The organism is Polynucleobacter cosmopolitanus (assembly GCF_002224225.1).
GTDB lineage: Bacteria > Pseudomonadota > Gammaproteobacteria > Burkholderiales > Burkholderiaceae > Polynucleobacter > Polynucleobacter cosmopolitanus.
On record NZ_NJGG01000001.1, the window covers coordinates 39,092 to 56,725 of the forward strand.

The following is a 17,634-nucleotide window of genomic DNA, read 5'->3' on the forward strand; positions in this document are numbered from 1 at the left end:
TTACCTATTTTTATAACTGAGCTAACTTTTGTAACATTTGGTCAGATGCAGTAACAGCCTTACTATTGATTTCGTAAGCACGTTGAGCCTGAATCATATTGACCATCTCTTCAACAACGTTCACGTTCGCTGTTTCAATGTAACCTTGAACCACTGTTCCCAAGCCATTAGTGCCTGGAACGTTGACTGCGGGTGCGCCTGAAGCGTTGGTTTCAATATAAATATTTCCGCCCTTTGCTTCCAAACCGGCTGGATTGATAAATGCAGCCAACTGAATAGCACCTACTTGGGTAGGGGCAGCAGCACCAGGCAATGTCACGTTAACAAGTCCATCCACACTCACGGTCAGTGACTGTGCATCCGCTGGAATTGTGATGGCAGGCTGTAAGACGTATCCACTTGCTGTGACTAATTGACCTTGGTTATCCACTTGGAATGATCCAGCACGTGTGTAACCAGTTGTGCCATCTGGCAAAAGAACTTGAAAGAAACCTTGGCCATCAATTGCCACATCTTTTGCATTACCCGTTGTTTGAAGATTTCCTTGAGTATGCATGCGCTCAGTTGCAACAGCTCGCACACCAGTACCAAATTGCATACCTGATGGTAGTTGTGTGTTTTGAGAAGACACAGCGCCTGGTTGACGAGTATTTTGATAGAGAAGGTCTTCAAATACAGCTCGCGATTTTTTAAAACCAGTTGTATTAACGTTAGATAGGTTGTTAGTAATCACATCCATCTGCGTTTGCTGTGCCTCTAAACCTGTTTTTGCTATCCATAATGATCGAATCATTTTTTTACCTTTGAAGTTATCTAGTTCAGCTTAGGTTGAAGAGCTGAGATGCCTTAGCGGCATTGTTTTCAGCATTTTTTAATAAATTAATCTGCATTTCGTATTGATGGCTCAAATGAATCATGCGAACCATTGCATCCACAACGTTCACATTGCTTCCCTCAATGGATGAATCAACCACAGTCACGGTCTGATCAATTGGAGCTGGGTTGCCATCTTTTGTTCTGAATAAGCCATCATCCCCTCTGACCAATGTTTCAACTGCTGGGTTGACCAACTTAAGTCTGCCCAGCTCGTTATTGATAGCAGGATTTGTTCCAGGAATGATGGTTGAAATAGAACCATCCTTAGCAATATTGATGGTTGAATCTGGTGGAACTGTGATTGGACCACCTTCGCCCATCAAGTTAAAGCCTCGCTGCGTTTGCAACAATCCTGTGCTTGTGGCCATCATCGAACCATTGCGCGTGTAAGCCTCTTTACCTTCTTTATCTATCACAGCAAACCAGCCTGGGCCACTGATGGCGATATCTAAATCGCGACCAGTTCTCTGAATCGGACCATATGAATAATCACTGCTGGTATTTCCAGACACAACTTGAGTTCTGGTCTTTAGCTCTCCATCACCAACAATCGGAACAGCTTGATAACTATCAATTTGAGCTCTGAATCCAGCCGTTGAAACGTTGGCCAAATTGTTGGCAACAGTTGCCTGTTGGTCCATGACCTGTTTTGCACCAGTTAACGCTGTGTAGATCAACTTATCCAAAATGATTCCTCATGCTGTAATCATTGATTAACTTACTGACCAATGTTGATAGCAGTTTGTAAAACTTCGTCTTGCTTTTTAATCAATTGAGCGACTGACTGATAGTTACGTTGAGCTGCAATCAATTTGATCATTTCACCTGTCAAGTCGACGTTTGACTGTTCAACAGAAGAGCCCTCGATGGCGCCCGTACCATACTGACCAGGAGCACCAGCATCTTCAACACCTGATGCCAAGGTTGATAAGAATTGATTGTCACGAGCAACTTCTAAACCGTTAGGATTTTTAAAGTTAGCTAACATCACTTGAGCTTGAACTTGTTGTTGACCGTTACCGTATCTTGCCAAAATCTTACCGTCACGCTCAACAGAAATACCTAAAAGGGAACCTGGTGGGTAACCATCTATTTGAGTAGAAGATGCTGTAAAGTCGCCTGCATATTTTGTGACATCAGAAAAATCCAAAGGCAATGCAGTTATTGCCTCGCCTGATAATCCCTGAGGAATATCAAATGTTAGCTGCCCCTTCGCAACATCCCAAACAGCAGCCACAACAGGTTGCGGCGTAGGTAGATCGAGCTCCTTTGAATATGAAGTAGATGCAACATGCGTATCGTTTTTATTGATTGTTCCATCTGCATTAAATACAAAATTTAATTTTGCAATTTCTTGAGAGTTGCTATAAATATAAGCCTCCCAATGAGTTGGAACTGTGATGGTTGCGCTACCTGAGGTTACTGTTGCTGCGTTACTAATTCCTACAACCCCAGTATTTGTATTTATAGATTGAATGAACGTATTGTCAGGAATACCCGTACCAGTGACTCTTTGGCCGACCTTTAATCCAGGCAAATTTGCAGTTGGAACTGTCATGGATGCAACTCCAGCGGTGAGGCTGGCTGTTTTGACTTTTTCTTCCTCATAGCGGTAGTAAGTCTGAATCACTTTTGCAACACCTACTGGGTCATAAACAATACTAGATGTGGTGTTGTTGAACGAAGTGGTGTCTGCAGTATCAAATGTAATAGCATTACTTATTTGAGTTTCTTCAGCAGGCAGATTCATTTCAATCTTTGCCAGTGTTGATACTTCAGGGGGATTTTTTGCTGTATCAATTTGTAACACGCCCTGAGCATTCGTTGCAGCATCTGGAAAGCCAATCAATTTATCGCCATTAGCATTAATGATGAATCCCAATTTATCCATCTGGAATGATCCATCTCTTGTGTATGTATAAGAGCCATCAATTTTTTGAACTTTGAAAAAACCGCCACCGTTAATGGCCATGCTTAAAGGGCTCACACTTGCAACGATTGAACCCTGAGACATGTTAATCTTCGCGCCCTTGATCTGAGCACCCTGAGAGCTTCGCACCGCTCCAGCCAAAGCTGACTCGAAGTCTGATGACTTGTAGCCACTCACACCTGAGTTGGTGATGTTGTTACCAACAACTTCAAGATTTAAAGAAGCGGTATTTAATAATGTTGGGTTCAATTGAAACATGTTTTAGTCTCCAGAAAAATTTGCTACTTAACGAACACCACGAATAGTGCTCATTGCAATATTTGTGCCGTTATTTAATGAAAGTTGTGGACCAGCAGAAGTTAATTCCACTCCACTGACGGTGGCTTGAGTTAATGGCGTTGCTGCAACAGTTTGATTCAGTTTTTTTGCATTAACTTGGAAGGTATATTGCCCATTTGGAGCAGTACCGCCCTCATTCATTGAGCCATCCCAAGTAAAGCTTTTAATACCAGCAGCATTAGCACCTAAATCCGCAGTTTTAATGATTCGACCACTTGAATTGATCACATCAACAACCACGCTCTCAGCCGCACCCTCTAAACGCATGGATAAGTTGGCAGAGCCATTCAATAAGTTGATTGAATTACCGTCCGCAAGAATAGTCTTACCGATCAAAGAAGCTGATTGCATTGATTGCGTTGCCATCAAACTAGCTTGTAGGCTGCTGACTGTCGCGTTCAATTGATTAATGCCCTCAACAGTATTTAACTGAGCAATTTGACTGGTCATCTGGGCGTTATCCATCGGGTTCATTGGATCTTGATATTTCATCTGGGTGACCAACAACTTCATGAAATCATCTTTGGTTGATTTCACGCTTGATGCCGTCCCAGCTGATACGCCTGCTGCTGAGGTATTGTTAATAGGTGTGATTGCCATATAAATCCTTATTGGCCAATGGTGAGTGTTTTTAATGTCATGGATTTAGCTGCGTTCATGACATCAACGTTGTTTTGATAGGATCTTGATGCTGAAAGCATGTTCACCATTTCTTCAACCGGATTGACGTTTGGCATTGCCACGTATCCAGCAGGGTTGGCTTGCGGATGGCTTGGCATATACATCAGTTTTGGCTCTGCTGTATCTTCAATAACCTTCTCGACCTTGACACCAACACCTTGACCATCTTTTACGGGGACTGCAGAAAACTCAACTTGCAATGCTTTATAGGGCTTGCCATCAGGACCGGTCGCGCTGTCCGCATTCGCCAAGTTACTTGCAACAGTATTCAAGCGAAGAGCTTGGGCAGTCATCGCAGAACCGGCAATATCAAATACATTGAGTAAAGACATGATGAATTTCCTTAGTTATTTTGGATGACTGATGCAATGTTTTTAAACTGATTATTAATCAGGGTAATTGCCGCCTCATACTGCAAAGCATTCTCAGTAAACTGGGCTCGTTCAATATCCATATCAACGGTGTTACCGTCTAGACTATTTTGTTTACTGGCTCTTTCTTTAATTTCTGCAGTACCTATTGTTCCCGTGTTTGGCAAATGATTTGAGCTTGTGAGCTTTAATTCTGCAGGGTTCGCTTGTTGTAAGGCAGTCTGCATTGCGCTATTAAAATCAATATCGACCGCCTTATAATTAGGCGTGTCAGCATTAGCAATATTTGAAGCAAGCAATTGCTGTCTCTGAGCTCTGAGGCTTAAAACCTGCTCATAGAAATTAATTGGGCTCAATTGCATATCAGACATAACTCTTCATTGCTCCAAGTTGATCGACCGCCTCTTACGGCAGAAATTTATATAACTTGAATCATATTTAGATTTTTTGCCAGCAAAAGCTCGAAGAGAGCCGAGTTTTCTGTTTACCTTGGCTAATCGTTGGCAACCACGGCTAATTTATTTACCCTAAAATATTCTAGTGGATAAAAAATCTTTGATGGTTCGCTTTTTCTTGGTTTTCCTTGTGTTTTCAGGAATGCCAATGTCTAGTTTTGCTCAAAATCAGAATGTTGATGCACTCATGAGCAAGGTGACATCTCATTTACAACAAAAATTTGGTGGCCCAAACAATGCATCAATCAAGGTATTCCCCCCTGAAACAGAACTGAATTTAGCTCCTTGCAATAAATTAGATATTTCAGTCCCTGGCGGACCTTCATCTATCAACGGAAATATTCGAGTTGGCGTGAAATGCCTTCAGACCAATGGCTGGACGATATTTTTATCGGCCAATGTCCAGCAGAAAAAAACATATTTTGTGGCTAAGCGGCAAATCCCATATGGGGAAATCCTAAAGGCAGAGGATCTCGTTCCTGCGCAAGACTTTCCGGACAATATTCCAATGGATGCCGTTTTGGATTTGCGGCAAGCTGTTGGGCGAAGCGTTGTTGAAATAGTTGGAGAAAATGCCCCTATTTTGACGCGACACTTTTCCAATCAATCAGTGATTTCAAACGGCCAAGCTGTAAAAGTACTGGTTCAAGGAAGCGGCTTCAAAATAACCAGCGATGGGAAAGCCCTTGGAAATGCCAGCGCTGGACAATTTGTGAAAATTAAACTCAATTCTGGTCAAATCGTCATAGCAGTAGCAAAAACACAAGGATTTGCTGAAATTGTTAAATAAAGACAAATGTCATGGTTATATTGATAAAAATAGCTCAATCTTTACCCAAACAGGTCGTTAATAACTCAAGACATAGTTTAAATAGTTGGAGATAAGATGAAAATTAACCAAATTAACACCCAAGCTGTTGATTCCAAATTAGTTTCTTCTGAAAAGAAGAAAGCTGATTCTGTAAGCTCATCTCCAGTAAATTCGACTCCCATCGGGCCAGAGGCCAGTGTCAACATCTCATCCAATGCCAAAAAAGTGAGCAATATCAATGGCGCAGATGCGGTATTTGACACCACAAAAGTTTCTGAGATCAAGGCAGCTATTTCTAGCGGTCAATTCAAGGTGAATGCTGAATTAGTGGCAGATGGCCTCATTTCAACCGTGAAAGACTTGATTCAAACTCAATCTTACAAAGCTTAAACTGTGTATGAATGATCCAGTATCTGTCATATTAGATCATTTAAAAGTTGAGTTAGAACTCTCTGAAAAGCTCTTCTTAATTCTTCAAAAAGAAGAAAAATCCCTAATAAACAATGATTTAACTCAGTTAGAGAGCATCTCAACTGAGAAATCTCAATTAATAAGCGATTACTTACTTACTCGCGATATTCGCTGGAAAAAACTATCATCAGCAGATATTGACCTAAAAGAAGCTGAATTTGAGCAGTGGGTTATCTCCCAAAAAAATGAGCCCTTACACAATATTTGGTCAAAATTAAATCAAGTTTTGGCCAATTCACAGCAAATAAATCGCACAAACGGCCTGATTATTCACCAATTAAGCACAAAAAATCAGCGCGCAATTGCAATATTATTAGGGCAAGATGACTCAAATGGACTGTATGGATCGTCAGGACAAAGCTTGAGTTCATCGAACTTCAACAAAATCACGGGTTATTGATTTAAAGATTTATGCCGTAAGATTTTATCGTAGGAAAATGTAGGAAAATTGCACTTTAATTTGTAAGTGTGTTAGCCTTAGGGTGAATGAATTTATCTGTTCGATAAATAACACAATAAGTAAATAACTAACTAAAAATGAATAAAAGAGCTGTAATTATTGATGATCATGTGATCATCAGGCAAAGCTTAAAAGCTTTGATCAATACAATTCCTGATCTTGAAGCCATGGCTGAAGGATCAAATCCCGCAGGCATATTAGAGATTTGTGAAAAAAATCAACCTGATATCTTGCTGATGGATATTTCATTTCCAGAGCATAACGGCATTGATTTCATTAAGAATATCAAAAAATACTATCCGAAAATATCGATTTTGGTCGTATCAACCCACCCTGAACAACTTTATGCACTCAAAGCCATCAAAGCTGGAGCATCGGGATATATCAATAAATCTCAAGCACTTGAAGATTATTTGACTGCGGTCGAAATGGTTTTAGAGGGTAAAAATTACATTAATCCAGCAGTATCTCAGTTGATGTCACAAAGTTATCAAGATGGTGGCAGCAAAGACGGCATCAATAATTTATCAACCAGAGAATTGCAAACACTTCAGCTCTTAGCATCAAGCTTAACTGTGACCAAGATTGCTGAAAAATTGAACTTATCCGTTAAAACCGTCAGCATGTACAGAAGCCGTCTTTTGGCAAAGCTGAACCTTCAAAATAACTCTGAATTAATCTTATTCGCCATTAAAAATAAGATCGTTGATTAAGCTTAAAGAGCAACATTTAGGCATGCCTTAAATAGCGGTCAATAAACAAAGCTTTTCAAGTCATTCCAGACGCTAAGTTCCTGAATAATATCAACATAGTCTGAGTTGAAGAATATTTGAGTGAACTCAGCTAGGAGAAGATTTTGGCTGAAGAAAGTGATTTAGAAAAAACCGAGTCGGCGTCCCCCCGACGATTAGAAAAAGCACGCGAGTCTGGCGATGTTCCTCGCTCGACAGAATTTTCAACATTCTTCATTTTGCTAGCAGGCACCATCGCGATTTGGTTAATTGGTGACAGCCTAGTAAAAAATCTTCAAGCTGGCATGAGTCAGACATTAAGTTTTGCCAGAATCAAAGAATTAAATTCGGCAGAAATATTTTTAAGTTATCAAACCTTTTTAATTGATCTAGGCATCACTTTCTTTCCATTGCTAGGAATTATTTTCTTGGCTGCAGTTGGTGCTCCATTGTTCATTGGTGGCTGGACATTTTCAGCAGAGAAACTCATTCCAAGCTTTGAAAAACTAAATCCCATTCAAGGCATCAGTAATATTTTTTCAATCAACTCTTTGGTTGAATTATTAAAAGCAATTTTAAAAACAGTGTTTATTGGATTTGCTTCTTGGTTACTGGTCAGTTCGCAGCTTGATAGCATTCATTCTTTGCTATCAAAAAGTATTCAAGAAAGTAGTGGCCAACAGGGATACATTATTTTGTGGTGCCTGACATTCATGGTGGTTTCACTATCTGTCATCAGCATGATCGATGTTCCATATCAAATTTACAGATACACAGATAAATTGAAAATGTCTCGGCAAGAGCTAAGAGATGAGTCAAAGGAAACTGAAGGTAACCCTGAAATAAAAGCAAAAATAAGAGCGCAACAAAGAGAGATGTCACGTCGCAGAATGATGTCTAAGGTACCTAGTGCAGATGTCGTCATCACCAACCCAACGCATTACTCAGTTGCTTTGCAATACCCAGATAACTCAAACAAAGCCCCCATCATTTTGGCAAAGGGTCAAGGTGAAGTTGCCTTGAAGATTCGTGAGTTAGCAAAAGAAAATAATATTGAAATTGTGGAAGTGCCTCCATTGGCTCGTGCGCTCTACAAGCATGCTGAGCTAGACCAGGAGATACCAAGTGCGTTATTCACTGCGGTGGCACAAGTACTAGCTTATGTTTTTCAGCTTCGTATTTATCAAAAACAAGGTGGCACACAACCACAAAAACCAACTCAAATTGCCATACCAGCTGGCATGGATATTTTAGAAGCTCCTTCCAGTCCTGATCTTAATAAACAACCGAGAGTAATGAGCCCTGCATGAACTTTAGTGAATTACTCAAAACCATCAAAGGCAAAAGCTTAGCTGCGCCAATCATTGTTGTTCTGATTTTAGGAATGATGGTATTACCTGTACCGCCATTCATCTTGGATGTACTTTTCACTTTCAATATTGCTCTATCAATCATTGTTCTCTTAACAGCCCTCTACACGGTAAGACCACTCGACTTCATGGTCTTCCCAACGGTGTTGTTGGTTACAACGATTTTGAGACTGGCATTGAACGTTGCCTCAACGCGAGTCGTGCTGAGTGATGGTCACACCGGGCCAGGCGCCGCAGGAAAAGTCATTGAATCTTTTGGTAACTTTTTAATCGCTGGTGATTATTTGGTCGGAGCCATTGTTTTTATCATTTTGACAATCATCAACTTTGTGGTGATCACAAAAGGTGCTGGTCGTATTGCTGAAGTTGGCGCTAGATTTGCATTAGATGCTATGCCAGGTAAGCAAATGGCCATTGATGCTGATTTAAACGCTGGCATGATTGGCGAAGCAGAAGCCAGAAAGAGAAGAACTGAAGTTGGTCAAGAGGCTGAGTTTTATGGCGCCATGGATGGTGCGAGTAAGTACGTGCGAGGCGATGCAGTAGCGGGCATCATCATCACAATCATTAACATCATTGGCGGCGTAGCCATTGGAATGCTTCAACATAACTTGGCATTCTCAAAAGCAATGGATACCTATCTATTACTTGCGATTGGTGATGGATTGGTCGCTCAAATACCATCTCTCATTATCTCTCTAGCAGCCGGTGCCGTTGTTTCAAGGGTTGCTAGCGATCAAGATATTGGCAGTCAATTGGCCAATCAAGTGTTTATGAGGCCAGAAGTTCTTTATATCACCGCCATCATTATTGGAAGTCTAGGACTCATTCCTGGAATGCCAAACTTAGCATTTTTATTATTCTCAGGAATCATTGCTGGCCTGGGCTACAACCTCTCAAGGAAAGCAAAATTAGCCGAGACACAATCTAATGAAGCGGTCATTGCTCCACCTATTGAGATGGAGGAAGCAAGTTGGAAAGATGTATCCCCCTTACACGTTTTAGGCTTAGAGGTTGGTTATCGCCTCATTAACTTGGTTGATAAGAATCAAAATGGTGAGTTATTAAGGCGCATCAAGGGCATACGTAAAAAGTTTGCCCAGGAAATAGGCTTTCTTCCACCCACCGTTCATATCAGAGATAACCTTGAACTTCGTCCAAATGCATACAGAATCACCCTCAAAGGTGTTGAGGTTGGTTTTGGCGAATCAAATGCAAATCAATTCATGGCCATTAATCCAGGCATGGTCACAGGCACCTTACCGGGAACCCCAACAAAAGATCCAGCATTCGGACTAGATGCCACATGGATTGATGCCAGCCTTCAAGAACACGCTCAATCATTGGGTTATACAGTGGTTGATGCTGGCACAGTCATTGCCACACACCTTAACCACATCATGTCTTCCCATGCTGCAGAGCTACTTGGTCGTCAAGAAGTACAAACCTTGGTAGAACATATCGGAAAAGAATCAACGAAATTTATCGAAGATTTGGTTCCAAAAGTTATCCCTCTTACAACATTGCAAAAAGTACTACAGAACCTTCTTGAAGAAGGTGTTCATATCCGGGATATCTACACAATCATTGAGAGCATTTCAGAAAATATCGGTAAATCTCAAGATCCAATTTATTTAACATCAGTCGTTCGAATTGCTATTGGTCGAGCGATCGTCAATCAAATCTCTCCTGGATCTCAAGAGATTCCAGTCATGACTTTGGATACACAGCTTGAAAAACTACTATTACAGGCTGTTATGAATAATTCAGATGAAAGCGCCATTGAACCAGGCTTGGCTGAGACTCTGACAAACGAAACAACAAAGGCAACAAGAATTCAAGAGGACCTTGGATTCACACCGATACTTTTGGTGCCGGGGCCCATGAGAAGCATGCTGTCTCAATTTTTAAGGCGCAAGTTGCCACAACTGAAAGTTTTATCTCATTCAGAACTACCAAGCACAAGAAATATTAGAGTAACAAATCTCATAGGAGCACTAGGATGAAAGTTCAACGATTCATAGGATCAACTAGTGGGGAAACGCTGGATCATGTCAGAAATGCATTAGGGCCTAATGCAATGATTCTTTCCAATAGAAGTATCGAGGAAGGTATAGAAATCCTGGCCTGTAGTGAAAATGACTTTAAAGATGTGGTTCATAGGCATGACCCAGAAATACAGCCTATCAATAAGACCGTCTTCCCTAAGCCTCAATCTCCAATCATTATCAACACCACCTCCACTCCCACATTTGACATGAGTGACTTCATGGGGGAAATTAGGTCGATAAGAGATTCTCTACAAGCTCAAATTTCAGAATTATCTTGGGGCAAACTCCAAGAGCAGAATCCCATTAAATCAGAATTACTCAGAGAGCTTTTTGGACTTGGATTCAGTGCCAGTCTTTCTAGGTATCTGATAGAGAAATCTCCACTGGAACTTGATAAATACCAAACACTAGAGTGGATGAAAAACTGCTTAGTAAGAAATATATCTACATTACCGAATGAAGATGAATTTTTAGACCAAGGCGGGGTTTATGCCCTGGTTGGCCCAACAGGTGTTGGCAAAACAACCACGACGGCAAAAATTGCAGCCCGTTATGTCATGCGCCATGGCTCAAGTAATTTAGCCTTGATCACAACAGATGGCTACAGAATTGGTGCTGAGGAACAACTGCGTATTTATGGAAAGATTCTTGGCGTCATGGTTCACTCAGTCAAAGATGAAGCGGACTTAAATCTTGCCCTAAATCAATTGAAATCTAAACACATGGTTCTTATTGATACTGTTGGCATGAGTCAAAGAGACCAAAAGGTGAGCGAGCAGATCGCCATGCTTTCCGCAACAGATGTGGCACTCAAACGTTTACTGTGCGTCAATGCAACAACGAATATTGAAACACTGTATGAGGTGGTCAGTGCATACAGCGGTTCAGGACTTGACGGATGCGTACTAACCAAGATTGATGAAGCAGTTAATCTTGGCAATGCCCTAGATGTCATCATTAGACAAAAACTAAGACTCTACTATCTCAGTACCGGTCAAAGAGTTCCTGAGGATATCAGCGCAGTAAATCCGAGTGAATTAATTAATCAGGCTTTTGTGGTCAATAAGTTCACCAGCGCAACTCTCTATGAAGAAGTTGAGTTACCCGCTATAGCCTCAACCAGCCAACAAATCCTAACTCAAAAAACATCTGCTTATGTTAAATCTTAAGGATCAAGCAGAGGGTCTTAGGACCCTATTGGGAAACCGAGGCAATAAGAGCTTTATAGTTCTTTCAGCACTCAATCCTATTGATAGAAATGCCATTTTATTGAATATAAGCGCTGCCATTATTCATGGCGGTGAATCGGTCAATCTAATTGATGCCAATAGAAATTCCGATGGCATCAGCTCAATCTTAAAAAATAAACCAGCCAACTCGCCAGCTAAAACAAATAATTATTTGTCTTTAATCACCCCATCAATTAAAAGTAATGTAAACAGGATTGGGGTTACCAAAGTTTTTAAAACTGCAGAGGCCCCAGAAAACCAACTCAGGCCTTTAAATGAAATACTGAGCTTGATTGAAGAAAACACTGAGCAATGCACGATTTCATTCATTGATATTGATATTAATGATGAAATTACAGAACACCTAGAGGAAATAACTGGTGGCCAAGTGATCGTTTTAGTGAACAATCAAGAAAATTCAATCAAAAAGGCCTACACACTTCTTAAGAAATTAAGCAAAAAGATTTCAGAACTGAAGGTGTACATAGTGGTCAATGGCAGTGACAAGGAAGAATCTCAGTTGATTCAAAGAAATATCGCAATAACCGCAAGTAATTATTTATCAATATCCATAGCTTCACTGGGCAATATCATCCACGATGAAGACTTGGCAAAAGCGAGCAAAATTGGTAAATCAGTGTTTGAGACTTCTCCGGAATCACAATCAGTTGATGTCTTTAAGGAAATAGCCAGCAACATACTCAAAGAACCAACAATCACAAGAAAATCTCAAGTATCGCTCTCTGAGAACTATCACCCCATAGAGGTACAGTGATGTACGACTCAAAGGGGCGCACAATCAAAGAAGAGGTATTGACCAAACACACCCCCATGGTCAAAAAGTTAGCTCATCAACTGAAAGCCAAGCTACCCCCCAATATCGAAGTAGATGATCTGATACAAGCAGGGATGATTGGCCTATTGGATGCTTTATCTAAATATGAGGAAACAGTTCAAGCTCAGTTTGAAACATATGCCGTCCAAAGAATCCGTGGGGCAATGCTTGATCAACTGAGGGAAAATGATTGGATGCCACGCGGAACGCGTAAAAACATGAAAAAAATTGAGTTGGTACTCAATGAACTACAACAAGAGTATTCTAGACATCCAACCGAGATTGAAACTGCTAAAAAGCTGAAGGTATCACTGAAAGAGTATCAAAAGATGCTTTCTGAAGGCGCAGGCCACCAGTTAGTCTACTTTGATGACTTTAATGGGGGTGGTGGAGAAGATAGCGATCATTTTCTGGATAGATTTTATTCCGACACATCAAGCGATCCATTGCAAGCTCTTATAAATCATGGATTTCGTGCTGCAGTTATCAAAGCGATTGAAAACCTTCCAGAGAGAGAAAAGTTGTTAATGGGTCTCTATTACGAGCAAGAATTGAACTTAAAAGAAATTGGTGTCGTTTTAGAAATCTCAGAATCAAGAGTCTCACAAATTCATAGCCAAGCAATTGCTCGTATGCGTGGTGTTTTAAGAAATCAGAAATGGACAGGTTTATCCAGCAATACGTAATAACCCATTCGATCTAAGCCTAAAGATGATGCAAACGAAGAAACTCAATTTATCGGCCACAAAAAATGATGATGGATTGTGGGATGACGATCGCGTGATGAGTTGCTGCCTATTAATATCTAAAAGCTCTTATCAAAAAATAGTTGTAGATTTTTTTGAGAAAAATCATCGGGTTGATTTTTTAATTACTGCCTTAGAGGATGAAAAATCATCTGCCATTCTTCAGGAATGTCACGCCCTTAAAGGGGCAACATCAATGATTGGACTGATTGGATTCAATGTTCTTATTGAATCAATAGAGCAATCCGTTAACAGAAATGATTTTTTGAATAAAAAAGAGATGATTGAAAATCTCAAGAATATACTCAATAGAAGCAAAGCCAGATTTTATAAAGATAACCAAAGTAAAGAGTAAAAAATGCAATCGCACAATACATTACAAAATATTAAAAATATTGAAAGAAAAATATTTTTTAAATATAAGTATCATTTAGCCACTATTTTTTTAACGTGCTTAATTTTTGTTTTTGGAGGCTGGCGAGGAATAGCAGCACTCGTATATATGGAGCAACAAGCAATTACCATCCAAACAATTAAAAATACCAATAATTGGGAAAAAATTGATAGCTCTTTAAAAAAAGAAATGCAAAAGATAGATCAACTAAATTTAAATATTAAAAAAGAAATCGAACAACAGCTCATCAAAGAAAATGGTAATTTAAAGAAGGTATCAATCAATAAAATTTATGAAAAATTTCCTAAACTAGACGATATAAATATTGAATTAGTATTGCTTGACCCTCAAGGAGCTCCTTTAGAACATCAGGAGAATCCAGCATATGCCGATAAGGTGGCTATTGATAAAAGTGTTCTTGATGAGTTTAGAGCAGACTTAAATAAGGATAACGCATACATTTTTACAAAAAAAGATACAAAAAAAATTGTATTTTTAAGATCGCTTGAACTTCCAAATAAAAATATTGCGGGCCTCTTGTCCATAGCAATTAGCCCCAAAATTCTTATAAGCTCCTTAGATGATGAAGAGACAAACTTATTTGAATATATTTATATATTTGATAAAAAAAATATGGCCTTGTATGGGGAATCGCTTCAGAGTAATTCAAGTAGTGAAAAAATAAAAATTAATGATTTTTCATCATTGGTGAGCATTAAAAAAGACGGCGGCATTTTTTTTAATGGCCCTCCAATCGTTGATTCGCCAATTTCCTGGGCAGTTTTCTCAAGTAAAGAATATTTTTTATCTGATTGGCTAATTTCTAAAAAAAGTAGAGTGAGAAATACAATTCTTGTAATAGTTGCAATGCTTATATCCTCAGCATTATTGTTTTATTTTTTTAGAAAATTTATAAAAACTGAGCGAGTCAATCAACTAAACTTAATTGAGTTAAAAAATAATATCCAAGCAAAGGAGGATGTGGTTTCTTTAATTTCTCATGAGATAAGAACGCCCCTCAATGTAATTTATGGCTTAAGTCAGCTTTCCGAGGAATCTTCAATTACAAGAGAAGAACTCATTAAAAATAATGTATCTATTAAATCTGCTACAAAATATCTCACTAAGTTGCTAAATGAAATTCTCACATTCAATAAATTATCGGCAAATGGTTTTGATCTTGATGAAAATTTTCATAAAATAGAAAACATATTTAGCAACATTCAATCTTTATTTAATAGCAGAAACAAACCGGATGTGAGAATATTTTTTGGCAACAATGTTCCTAAAAATATGCTTATTGAATGTGATGACTTTCAATTACAACAGGTACTCACCAATTTAATAGAAAATAGCCTGAAATTTACACGTCAAGGTTCTATAGAAATAGATGCTGAAGAACTCTCCAGAGGTGAAGAGACTGTATTAATAAGATTTTCGGTATCAGATACGGGCATTGGTATTAAAAAGAGCGAACAGGCATTTATTTTTGAACCTTTCAAACAAGCCAACCCATCAATTATTAGAGACTACGGTGGCACTGGACTTGGTTTAGCAATTTCCAAAAGAATCGTTGAACGTTTAGGCGGTCAACTAGAGCTCACGTCAGAAGAAGGTGTTGGTTCCTGCTTTTATTTTGATATTGAATTTAATTTTAAAATTGAAGATGCGACTCAAACTGAATCCATCGTTTCAACCGTTAAAAGCAGTCCAGCAAAGATTGATTTTGATAGCCTGCATATGAACGGACGAGTTTTACTTGTTGACGACCATGCAACAACCCTAGAAGTAATGGAGAAATTCTTACAAAAAATTGGTTTGCGTGTGACAACTGCATCAGATGGTGAAAGCGCAATCAAGGAAATAACAAGAAATAAGCGTTTTGACATGATCATCATGGATGTTCAAATGCCTGGCTTATCAGGCATTGAAACAACCAAGATTATCAGGCTCTATGAAGATGAAAATCAAATTCAGCGTGTGCCAATCATATCTTTATCAGCCAATTCTTCTGATAAGAATATTGAGGATTGTATTTTGGCTGGGATGGATGACTTTATTGAAAAGCCAACGGATTTCAATAAAGTACACCAGGTTATCAACACTTGGATTAGAAGCTAATTAAATATAGATTTTGATCAAAATTTATGTCTAATCCATCAGTTGATATCCTGCCAGAAATTGAAGCTGAATTTATCAAGGCCAGAAGGGAGAGCCTTAACATCTCTCGCTCTGAACTTGCAAAAAAACTTTGTATCACTGAGGCCCAACTAGAACAGATTGAAAATGGCCAAAAAGATAAGTTTTATAGTTACCATCACAAAAATCAAGTGGCGCGGAAGGTTGCAGCTGAATTAGGCATCGAAGAAAAAGATCTTTTTAAAAGAAAATTCAGCATTGGCTTCACCATTGAGGATAAAAATTACTCTATCCTCATTGACAAGAACAAAGAACAAGATAAAGGTGAAGCTTTAATCAATGACATTTTAAGTAGAAATCTTAATGTGAATCTTGTTGTTAGCCACCACAGTCTTGTTGAGACACCGCAAACTCTTGATGATTTACCAAAAATAAAGCCTGACTTTGATAAAAGATTGGCTTTCTTCTCTTTTGCATCTATCTTGTGTATTGGTATCTACATTTTTTACTTAGTTTCTACAGGTCATTCATTTTTTTCTAAGCCTCAAGAAGGCCCTAAAGATGTTCGGGTCAATCTGTCTGAGATAGCCAAAGAGGACTTTAAAAAAATTCTTCCTTTGATTACCGACTCTTGTTCGTATGCAAATGACTTGCAATTGAACTTTCATGTTCTTACGGTAGTTAAGGAATCAGCGGTGATTGAACTGAGCAACACCACCCCATCAAATATTTGTTTGGTTTTTTCAGACTATGCAGTCAAGAATACTGAAGTTTCTTCTAAGCCAATAAATCTTGATGTTAATTCAAGAATTCTTTTTCTTATAGCTGAAAAGCCAGAGACACTTGTCATTAGTCTAGATGGCGTTGATTTAGATATTTCCAATAAGAATTCATATATAAAATTACTCAATATGTTTTAACTTTTAAAAAATTGATTTTTTATAGTTACTTGTGGCCCATTCTGAAAACTTTGCTTTGTTTAAGACCCATGCGTGTGGAACAGTCAAAGCAGCAAGTCCAACAAAGATGATTTGAATCAGATCTTTTTCAAATGAAGGGCTCAATTTCCAATACCAAACGCTCACTCCCATCATAATGACAGCGATTGTTGGCACAATTAACGCATAGATAAAATGCTGTCTTTTAAAGCTATCAAGAAAGAAGTGACTTCTTACCAGGTGGCGAGCACTGTGCATGAAGCAAAAATAGATTGTGAAAGCCAAGATAGGCGTTGCTAATAAAAACAGAATAGAGATTGAGGAAATTTCCAGCTGATTCCTTAAATTTACTTTGTTTATATAAAACAACATTAAAAGTAAAGGCAATAACAATAAGCTGACATACTTAGATATCAGAACTATTTGCTGGGCTAGTTCTGCATCTACAATCATTCCATAAAGATTCGTTAGTTCTTCGCCATTAATCAAGGACGGCAAAGAAATGATTGCGAAGCCATAGCTTAACTTTAACAACTGATGACCTGATAAATTTATATCATCGGAAAAATGTATTGCCGACAGCATTAAGAAAATCACGAAGAAAGGTCCTGGTACAAGATTCCATAATGCGATGATCAACAAAGAACTGACCATGTAAAGACCTAGAAATTTTATCCATTTTTTAACATGAACTAATTGATATGTTTGTCTAGCAAAAAGGACATCTAGGGAGCCATGGGGCACGCCTAAAAGCACAACCAGTGACAATGCGACCAACAACATGGCTGAATTCAAGTGCGAATCCAT

At 38.9% G+C, this 17,634-nt stretch carries 19 protein-coding genes; 12 read left to right on the forward strand and 7 right to left on the reverse strand.

Going from position 1 to position 17,634, the window contains the following annotated elements:
• Nucleotides 1-10: 10 nt before the first annotated feature.
• The 6 genes from flgG to flgB are packed head-to-tail and all read right to left on the reverse strand — an operon-like array spanning nucleotide 11 to nucleotide 4,568.
• Nucleotides 11-793, reverse strand: coding sequence for a flagellar basal-body rod protein FlgG (gene flgG, locus AOC33_RS00240; protein WP_089514605.1), 783 nt, complete (start codon nucleotides 791-793; stop codon nucleotides 11-13).
• 25 nt (nucleotides 794-818) lie between these two features.
• Entirely contained in the window at nucleotides 819-1,562 is a 744-nt protein-coding gene (gene flgF / locus AOC33_RS00245) for a flagellar basal-body rod protein FlgF (RefSeq protein ID WP_089514606.1), read from the reverse strand.
• 32 nt (nucleotides 1,563-1,594) lie between these two features.
• The gene (locus tag AOC33_RS00250; protein ID WP_089514607.1) at nucleotides 1,595-3,064 is read right to left on the reverse strand and encodes a flagellar hook protein FlgE; all 1,470 of its coding nucleotides are present in this window, start codon (nucleotides 3,062-3,064) and stop codon (nucleotides 1,595-1,597) included.
• 27 nt (nucleotides 3,065-3,091) lie between these two features.
• A complete protein-coding gene (locus AOC33_RS00255) occupies nucleotides 3,092-3,745 on the reverse strand; it encodes a flagellar hook assembly protein FlgD (RefSeq protein WP_089514608.1) in 654 nt (217 codons plus the stop codon).
• Nucleotides 3,746-3,753: 8 nt separating this feature from the next.
• On the reverse strand, nucleotides 3,754-4,158 hold the full coding sequence (flgC, locus tag AOC33_RS00260) for a flagellar basal body rod protein FlgC (RefSeq protein WP_089514609.1): 405 nt from the start codon (nucleotides 4,156-4,158) through the stop codon (nucleotides 3,754-3,756).
• A gap of 11 nt (nucleotides 4,159-4,169) precedes the next feature.
• A complete protein-coding gene (gene flgB, locus AOC33_RS00265; protein WP_089514610.1) occupies nucleotides 4,170-4,568 on the reverse strand; it encodes a flagellar basal body rod protein FlgB in 399 nt (132 codons plus the stop codon).
• Between the two features lie 169 nt (nucleotides 4,569-4,737).
• On the opposite strand from flgB, the gene flgA reads away from it, so the two are divergent.
• The 12 genes from flgA (at nucleotide 4,738) to AOC33_RS00325 (ending at nucleotide 16,809) form a co-directional block, all read left to right on the forward strand.
• Nucleotides 4,738-5,442, forward strand: a complete 705-nt coding sequence (gene flgA / locus AOC33_RS00270) for a flagellar basal body P-ring formation chaperone FlgA (protein ID WP_089514611.1) — start codon at nucleotides 4,738-4,740, stop codon at nucleotides 5,440-5,442.
• Nucleotides 5,443-5,538: 96 nt separating this feature from the next.
• On the forward strand, nucleotides 5,539-5,853 hold the full coding sequence (gene flgM / locus AOC33_RS00275) for a flagellar biosynthesis anti-sigma factor FlgM (RefSeq protein ID WP_089514612.1): 315 nt from the start codon (nucleotides 5,539-5,541) through the stop codon (nucleotides 5,851-5,853).
• A gap of 7 nt (nucleotides 5,854-5,860) precedes the next feature.
• Nucleotides 5,861-6,334, forward strand: a complete 474-nt coding sequence (locus AOC33_RS00280; protein WP_089514613.1) for a flagella synthesis protein FlgN — start codon at nucleotides 5,861-5,863, stop codon at nucleotides 6,332-6,334.
• Nucleotides 6,335-6,471: 137 nt separating this feature from the next.
• Nucleotides 6,472-7,107: a response regulator gene (locus AOC33_RS00285; RefSeq protein WP_089514614.1), complete on the forward strand. Its 636-nt coding sequence runs from the start codon at nucleotides 6,472-6,474 to the stop codon at nucleotides 7,105-7,107.
• A 143-nt stretch (nucleotides 7,108-7,250) separates the two neighbouring features.
• The gene (gene flhB / locus AOC33_RS00290) at nucleotides 7,251-8,435 is read left to right on the forward strand and encodes a flagellar biosynthesis protein FlhB (RefSeq protein ID WP_089514615.1); all 1,185 of its coding nucleotides are present in this window, start codon (nucleotides 7,251-7,253) and stop codon (nucleotides 8,433-8,435) included.
• A complete protein-coding gene (flhA, locus tag AOC33_RS00295) occupies nucleotides 8,432-10,501 on the forward strand; it encodes a flagellar biosynthesis protein FlhA (RefSeq protein WP_089514616.1) in 2,070 nt (689 codons plus the stop codon). Before flhB ends, flhA begins: the two co-directional genes overlap by 4 nt.
• Nucleotides 10,498-11,715, forward strand: a complete 1,218-nt coding sequence (gene flhF / locus AOC33_RS00300) for a flagellar biosynthesis GTPase FlhF (protein WP_089514617.1) — start codon at nucleotides 10,498-10,500, stop codon at nucleotides 11,713-11,715. Before flhA ends, flhF begins: the two co-directional genes overlap by 4 nt.
• The gene (locus AOC33_RS00305; RefSeq protein WP_089514618.1) at nucleotides 11,702-12,550 is read left to right on the forward strand and encodes a MinD/ParA family ATP-binding protein; all 849 of its coding nucleotides are present in this window, start codon (nucleotides 11,702-11,704) and stop codon (nucleotides 12,548-12,550) included. Before flhF ends, AOC33_RS00305 begins: the two co-directional genes overlap by 14 nt.
• Nucleotides 12,550-13,296, forward strand: coding sequence for an RNA polymerase sigma factor FliA (locus AOC33_RS00310; RefSeq protein WP_089514619.1), 747 nt, complete (start codon nucleotides 12,550-12,552; stop codon nucleotides 13,294-13,296). The genes AOC33_RS00305 and AOC33_RS00310 overlap by 1 nt, the downstream gene beginning before the upstream one ends.
• A 25-nt stretch (nucleotides 13,297-13,321) precedes the next feature.
• Nucleotides 13,322-13,711, forward strand: coding sequence for an Hpt domain-containing protein (locus tag AOC33_RS00315; protein WP_089514620.1), 390 nt, complete (start codon nucleotides 13,322-13,324; stop codon nucleotides 13,709-13,711).
• Between the two features lie 3 nt (nucleotides 13,712-13,714).
• Nucleotides 13,715-15,871: a response regulator gene (locus AOC33_RS00320; RefSeq protein WP_089514621.1), complete on the forward strand. Its 2,157-nt coding sequence runs from the start codon at nucleotides 13,715-13,717 to the stop codon at nucleotides 15,869-15,871.
• A 26-nt stretch (nucleotides 15,872-15,897) separates the two neighbouring features.
• On the forward strand, nucleotides 15,898-16,809 hold the full coding sequence (locus tag AOC33_RS00325) for a helix-turn-helix domain-containing protein (protein WP_089514622.1): 912 nt from the start codon (nucleotides 15,898-15,900) through the stop codon (nucleotides 16,807-16,809).
• Between the two features lie 3 nt (nucleotides 16,810-16,812).
• On the opposite strand, the gene AOC33_RS00330 is transcribed toward AOC33_RS00325, so the two are convergent.
• Nucleotides 16,813-17,610: a Brp/Blh family beta-carotene 15,15'-dioxygenase gene (locus tag AOC33_RS00330; RefSeq protein WP_180738067.1), complete on the reverse strand. Its 798-nt coding sequence runs from the start codon at nucleotides 17,608-17,610 to the stop codon at nucleotides 16,813-16,815.
• Nucleotides 17,611-17,634 lie beyond the last annotated feature (24 nt).

Bases quoted from the DNA above. Each gene is read 5' to 3' on its own strand.
- flgG (WP_089514605.1), bottom strand. From the start codon at position 793: ATGATTCGATCATTATGGATAGCAAAAACAGGTTTAGAGGCACAGCAA.
- AOC33_RS00250 (WP_089514607.1), bottom strand. From the start codon at position 3,064: ATGTTTCAATTGAACCCAACATTATTAAATACCGCTTCTTTAAATCTT.
- AOC33_RS00255 (WP_089514608.1), bottom strand. From the start codon at position 3,745: ATGGCAATCACACCTATTAACAATACCTCAGCAGCAGGCGTATCAGCT.
- flgC (WP_089514609.1), bottom strand. From the start codon at position 4,158: ATGTCTTTACTCAATGTATTTGATATTGCCGGTTCTGCGATGACTGCC.
- flgB (WP_089514610.1), bottom strand. From the start codon at position 4,568: ATGTCTGATATGCAATTGAGCCCAATTAATTTCTATGAGCAGGTTTTA.
- flgM (WP_089514612.1), top strand. From the start codon at position 5,539: ATGAAAATTAACCAAATTAACACCCAAGCTGTTGATTCCAAATTAGTT.
- AOC33_RS00280 (WP_089514613.1), top strand. From the start codon at position 5,861: ATGAATGATCCAGTATCTGTCATATTAGATCATTTAAAAGTTGAGTTA.
- AOC33_RS00285 (WP_089514614.1), top strand. From the start codon at position 6,472: ATGAATAAAAGAGCTGTAATTATTGATGATCATGTGATCATCAGGCAA.
- flhA (WP_089514616.1), top strand. From the start codon at position 8,432: ATGAACTTTAGTGAATTACTCAAAACCATCAAAGGCAAAAGCTTAGCT.
- flhF (WP_089514617.1), top strand. From the start codon at position 10,498: ATGAAAGTTCAACGATTCATAGGATCAACTAGTGGGGAAACGCTGGAT.
- AOC33_RS00305 (WP_089514618.1), top strand. From the start codon at position 11,702: ATGTTAAATCTTAAGGATCAAGCAGAGGGTCTTAGGACCCTATTGGGA.
- AOC33_RS00310 (WP_089514619.1), top strand. From the start codon at position 12,550: ATGTACGACTCAAAGGGGCGCACAATCAAAGAAGAGGTATTGACCAAA.
- AOC33_RS00315 (WP_089514620.1), top strand. From the start codon at position 13,322: ATGATGCAAACGAAGAAACTCAATTTATCGGCCACAAAAAATGATGAT.
- AOC33_RS00320 (WP_089514621.1), top strand. From the start codon at position 13,715: ATGCAATCGCACAATACATTACAAAATATTAAAAATATTGAAAGAAAA.
- AOC33_RS00325 (WP_089514622.1), top strand. From the start codon at position 15,898: ATGTCTAATCCATCAGTTGATATCCTGCCAGAAATTGAAGCTGAATTT.
- AOC33_RS00330 (WP_180738067.1), bottom strand. From the start codon at position 17,610: ATGTTGTTGGTCGCATTGTCACTGGTTGTGCTTTTAGGCGTGCCCCAT.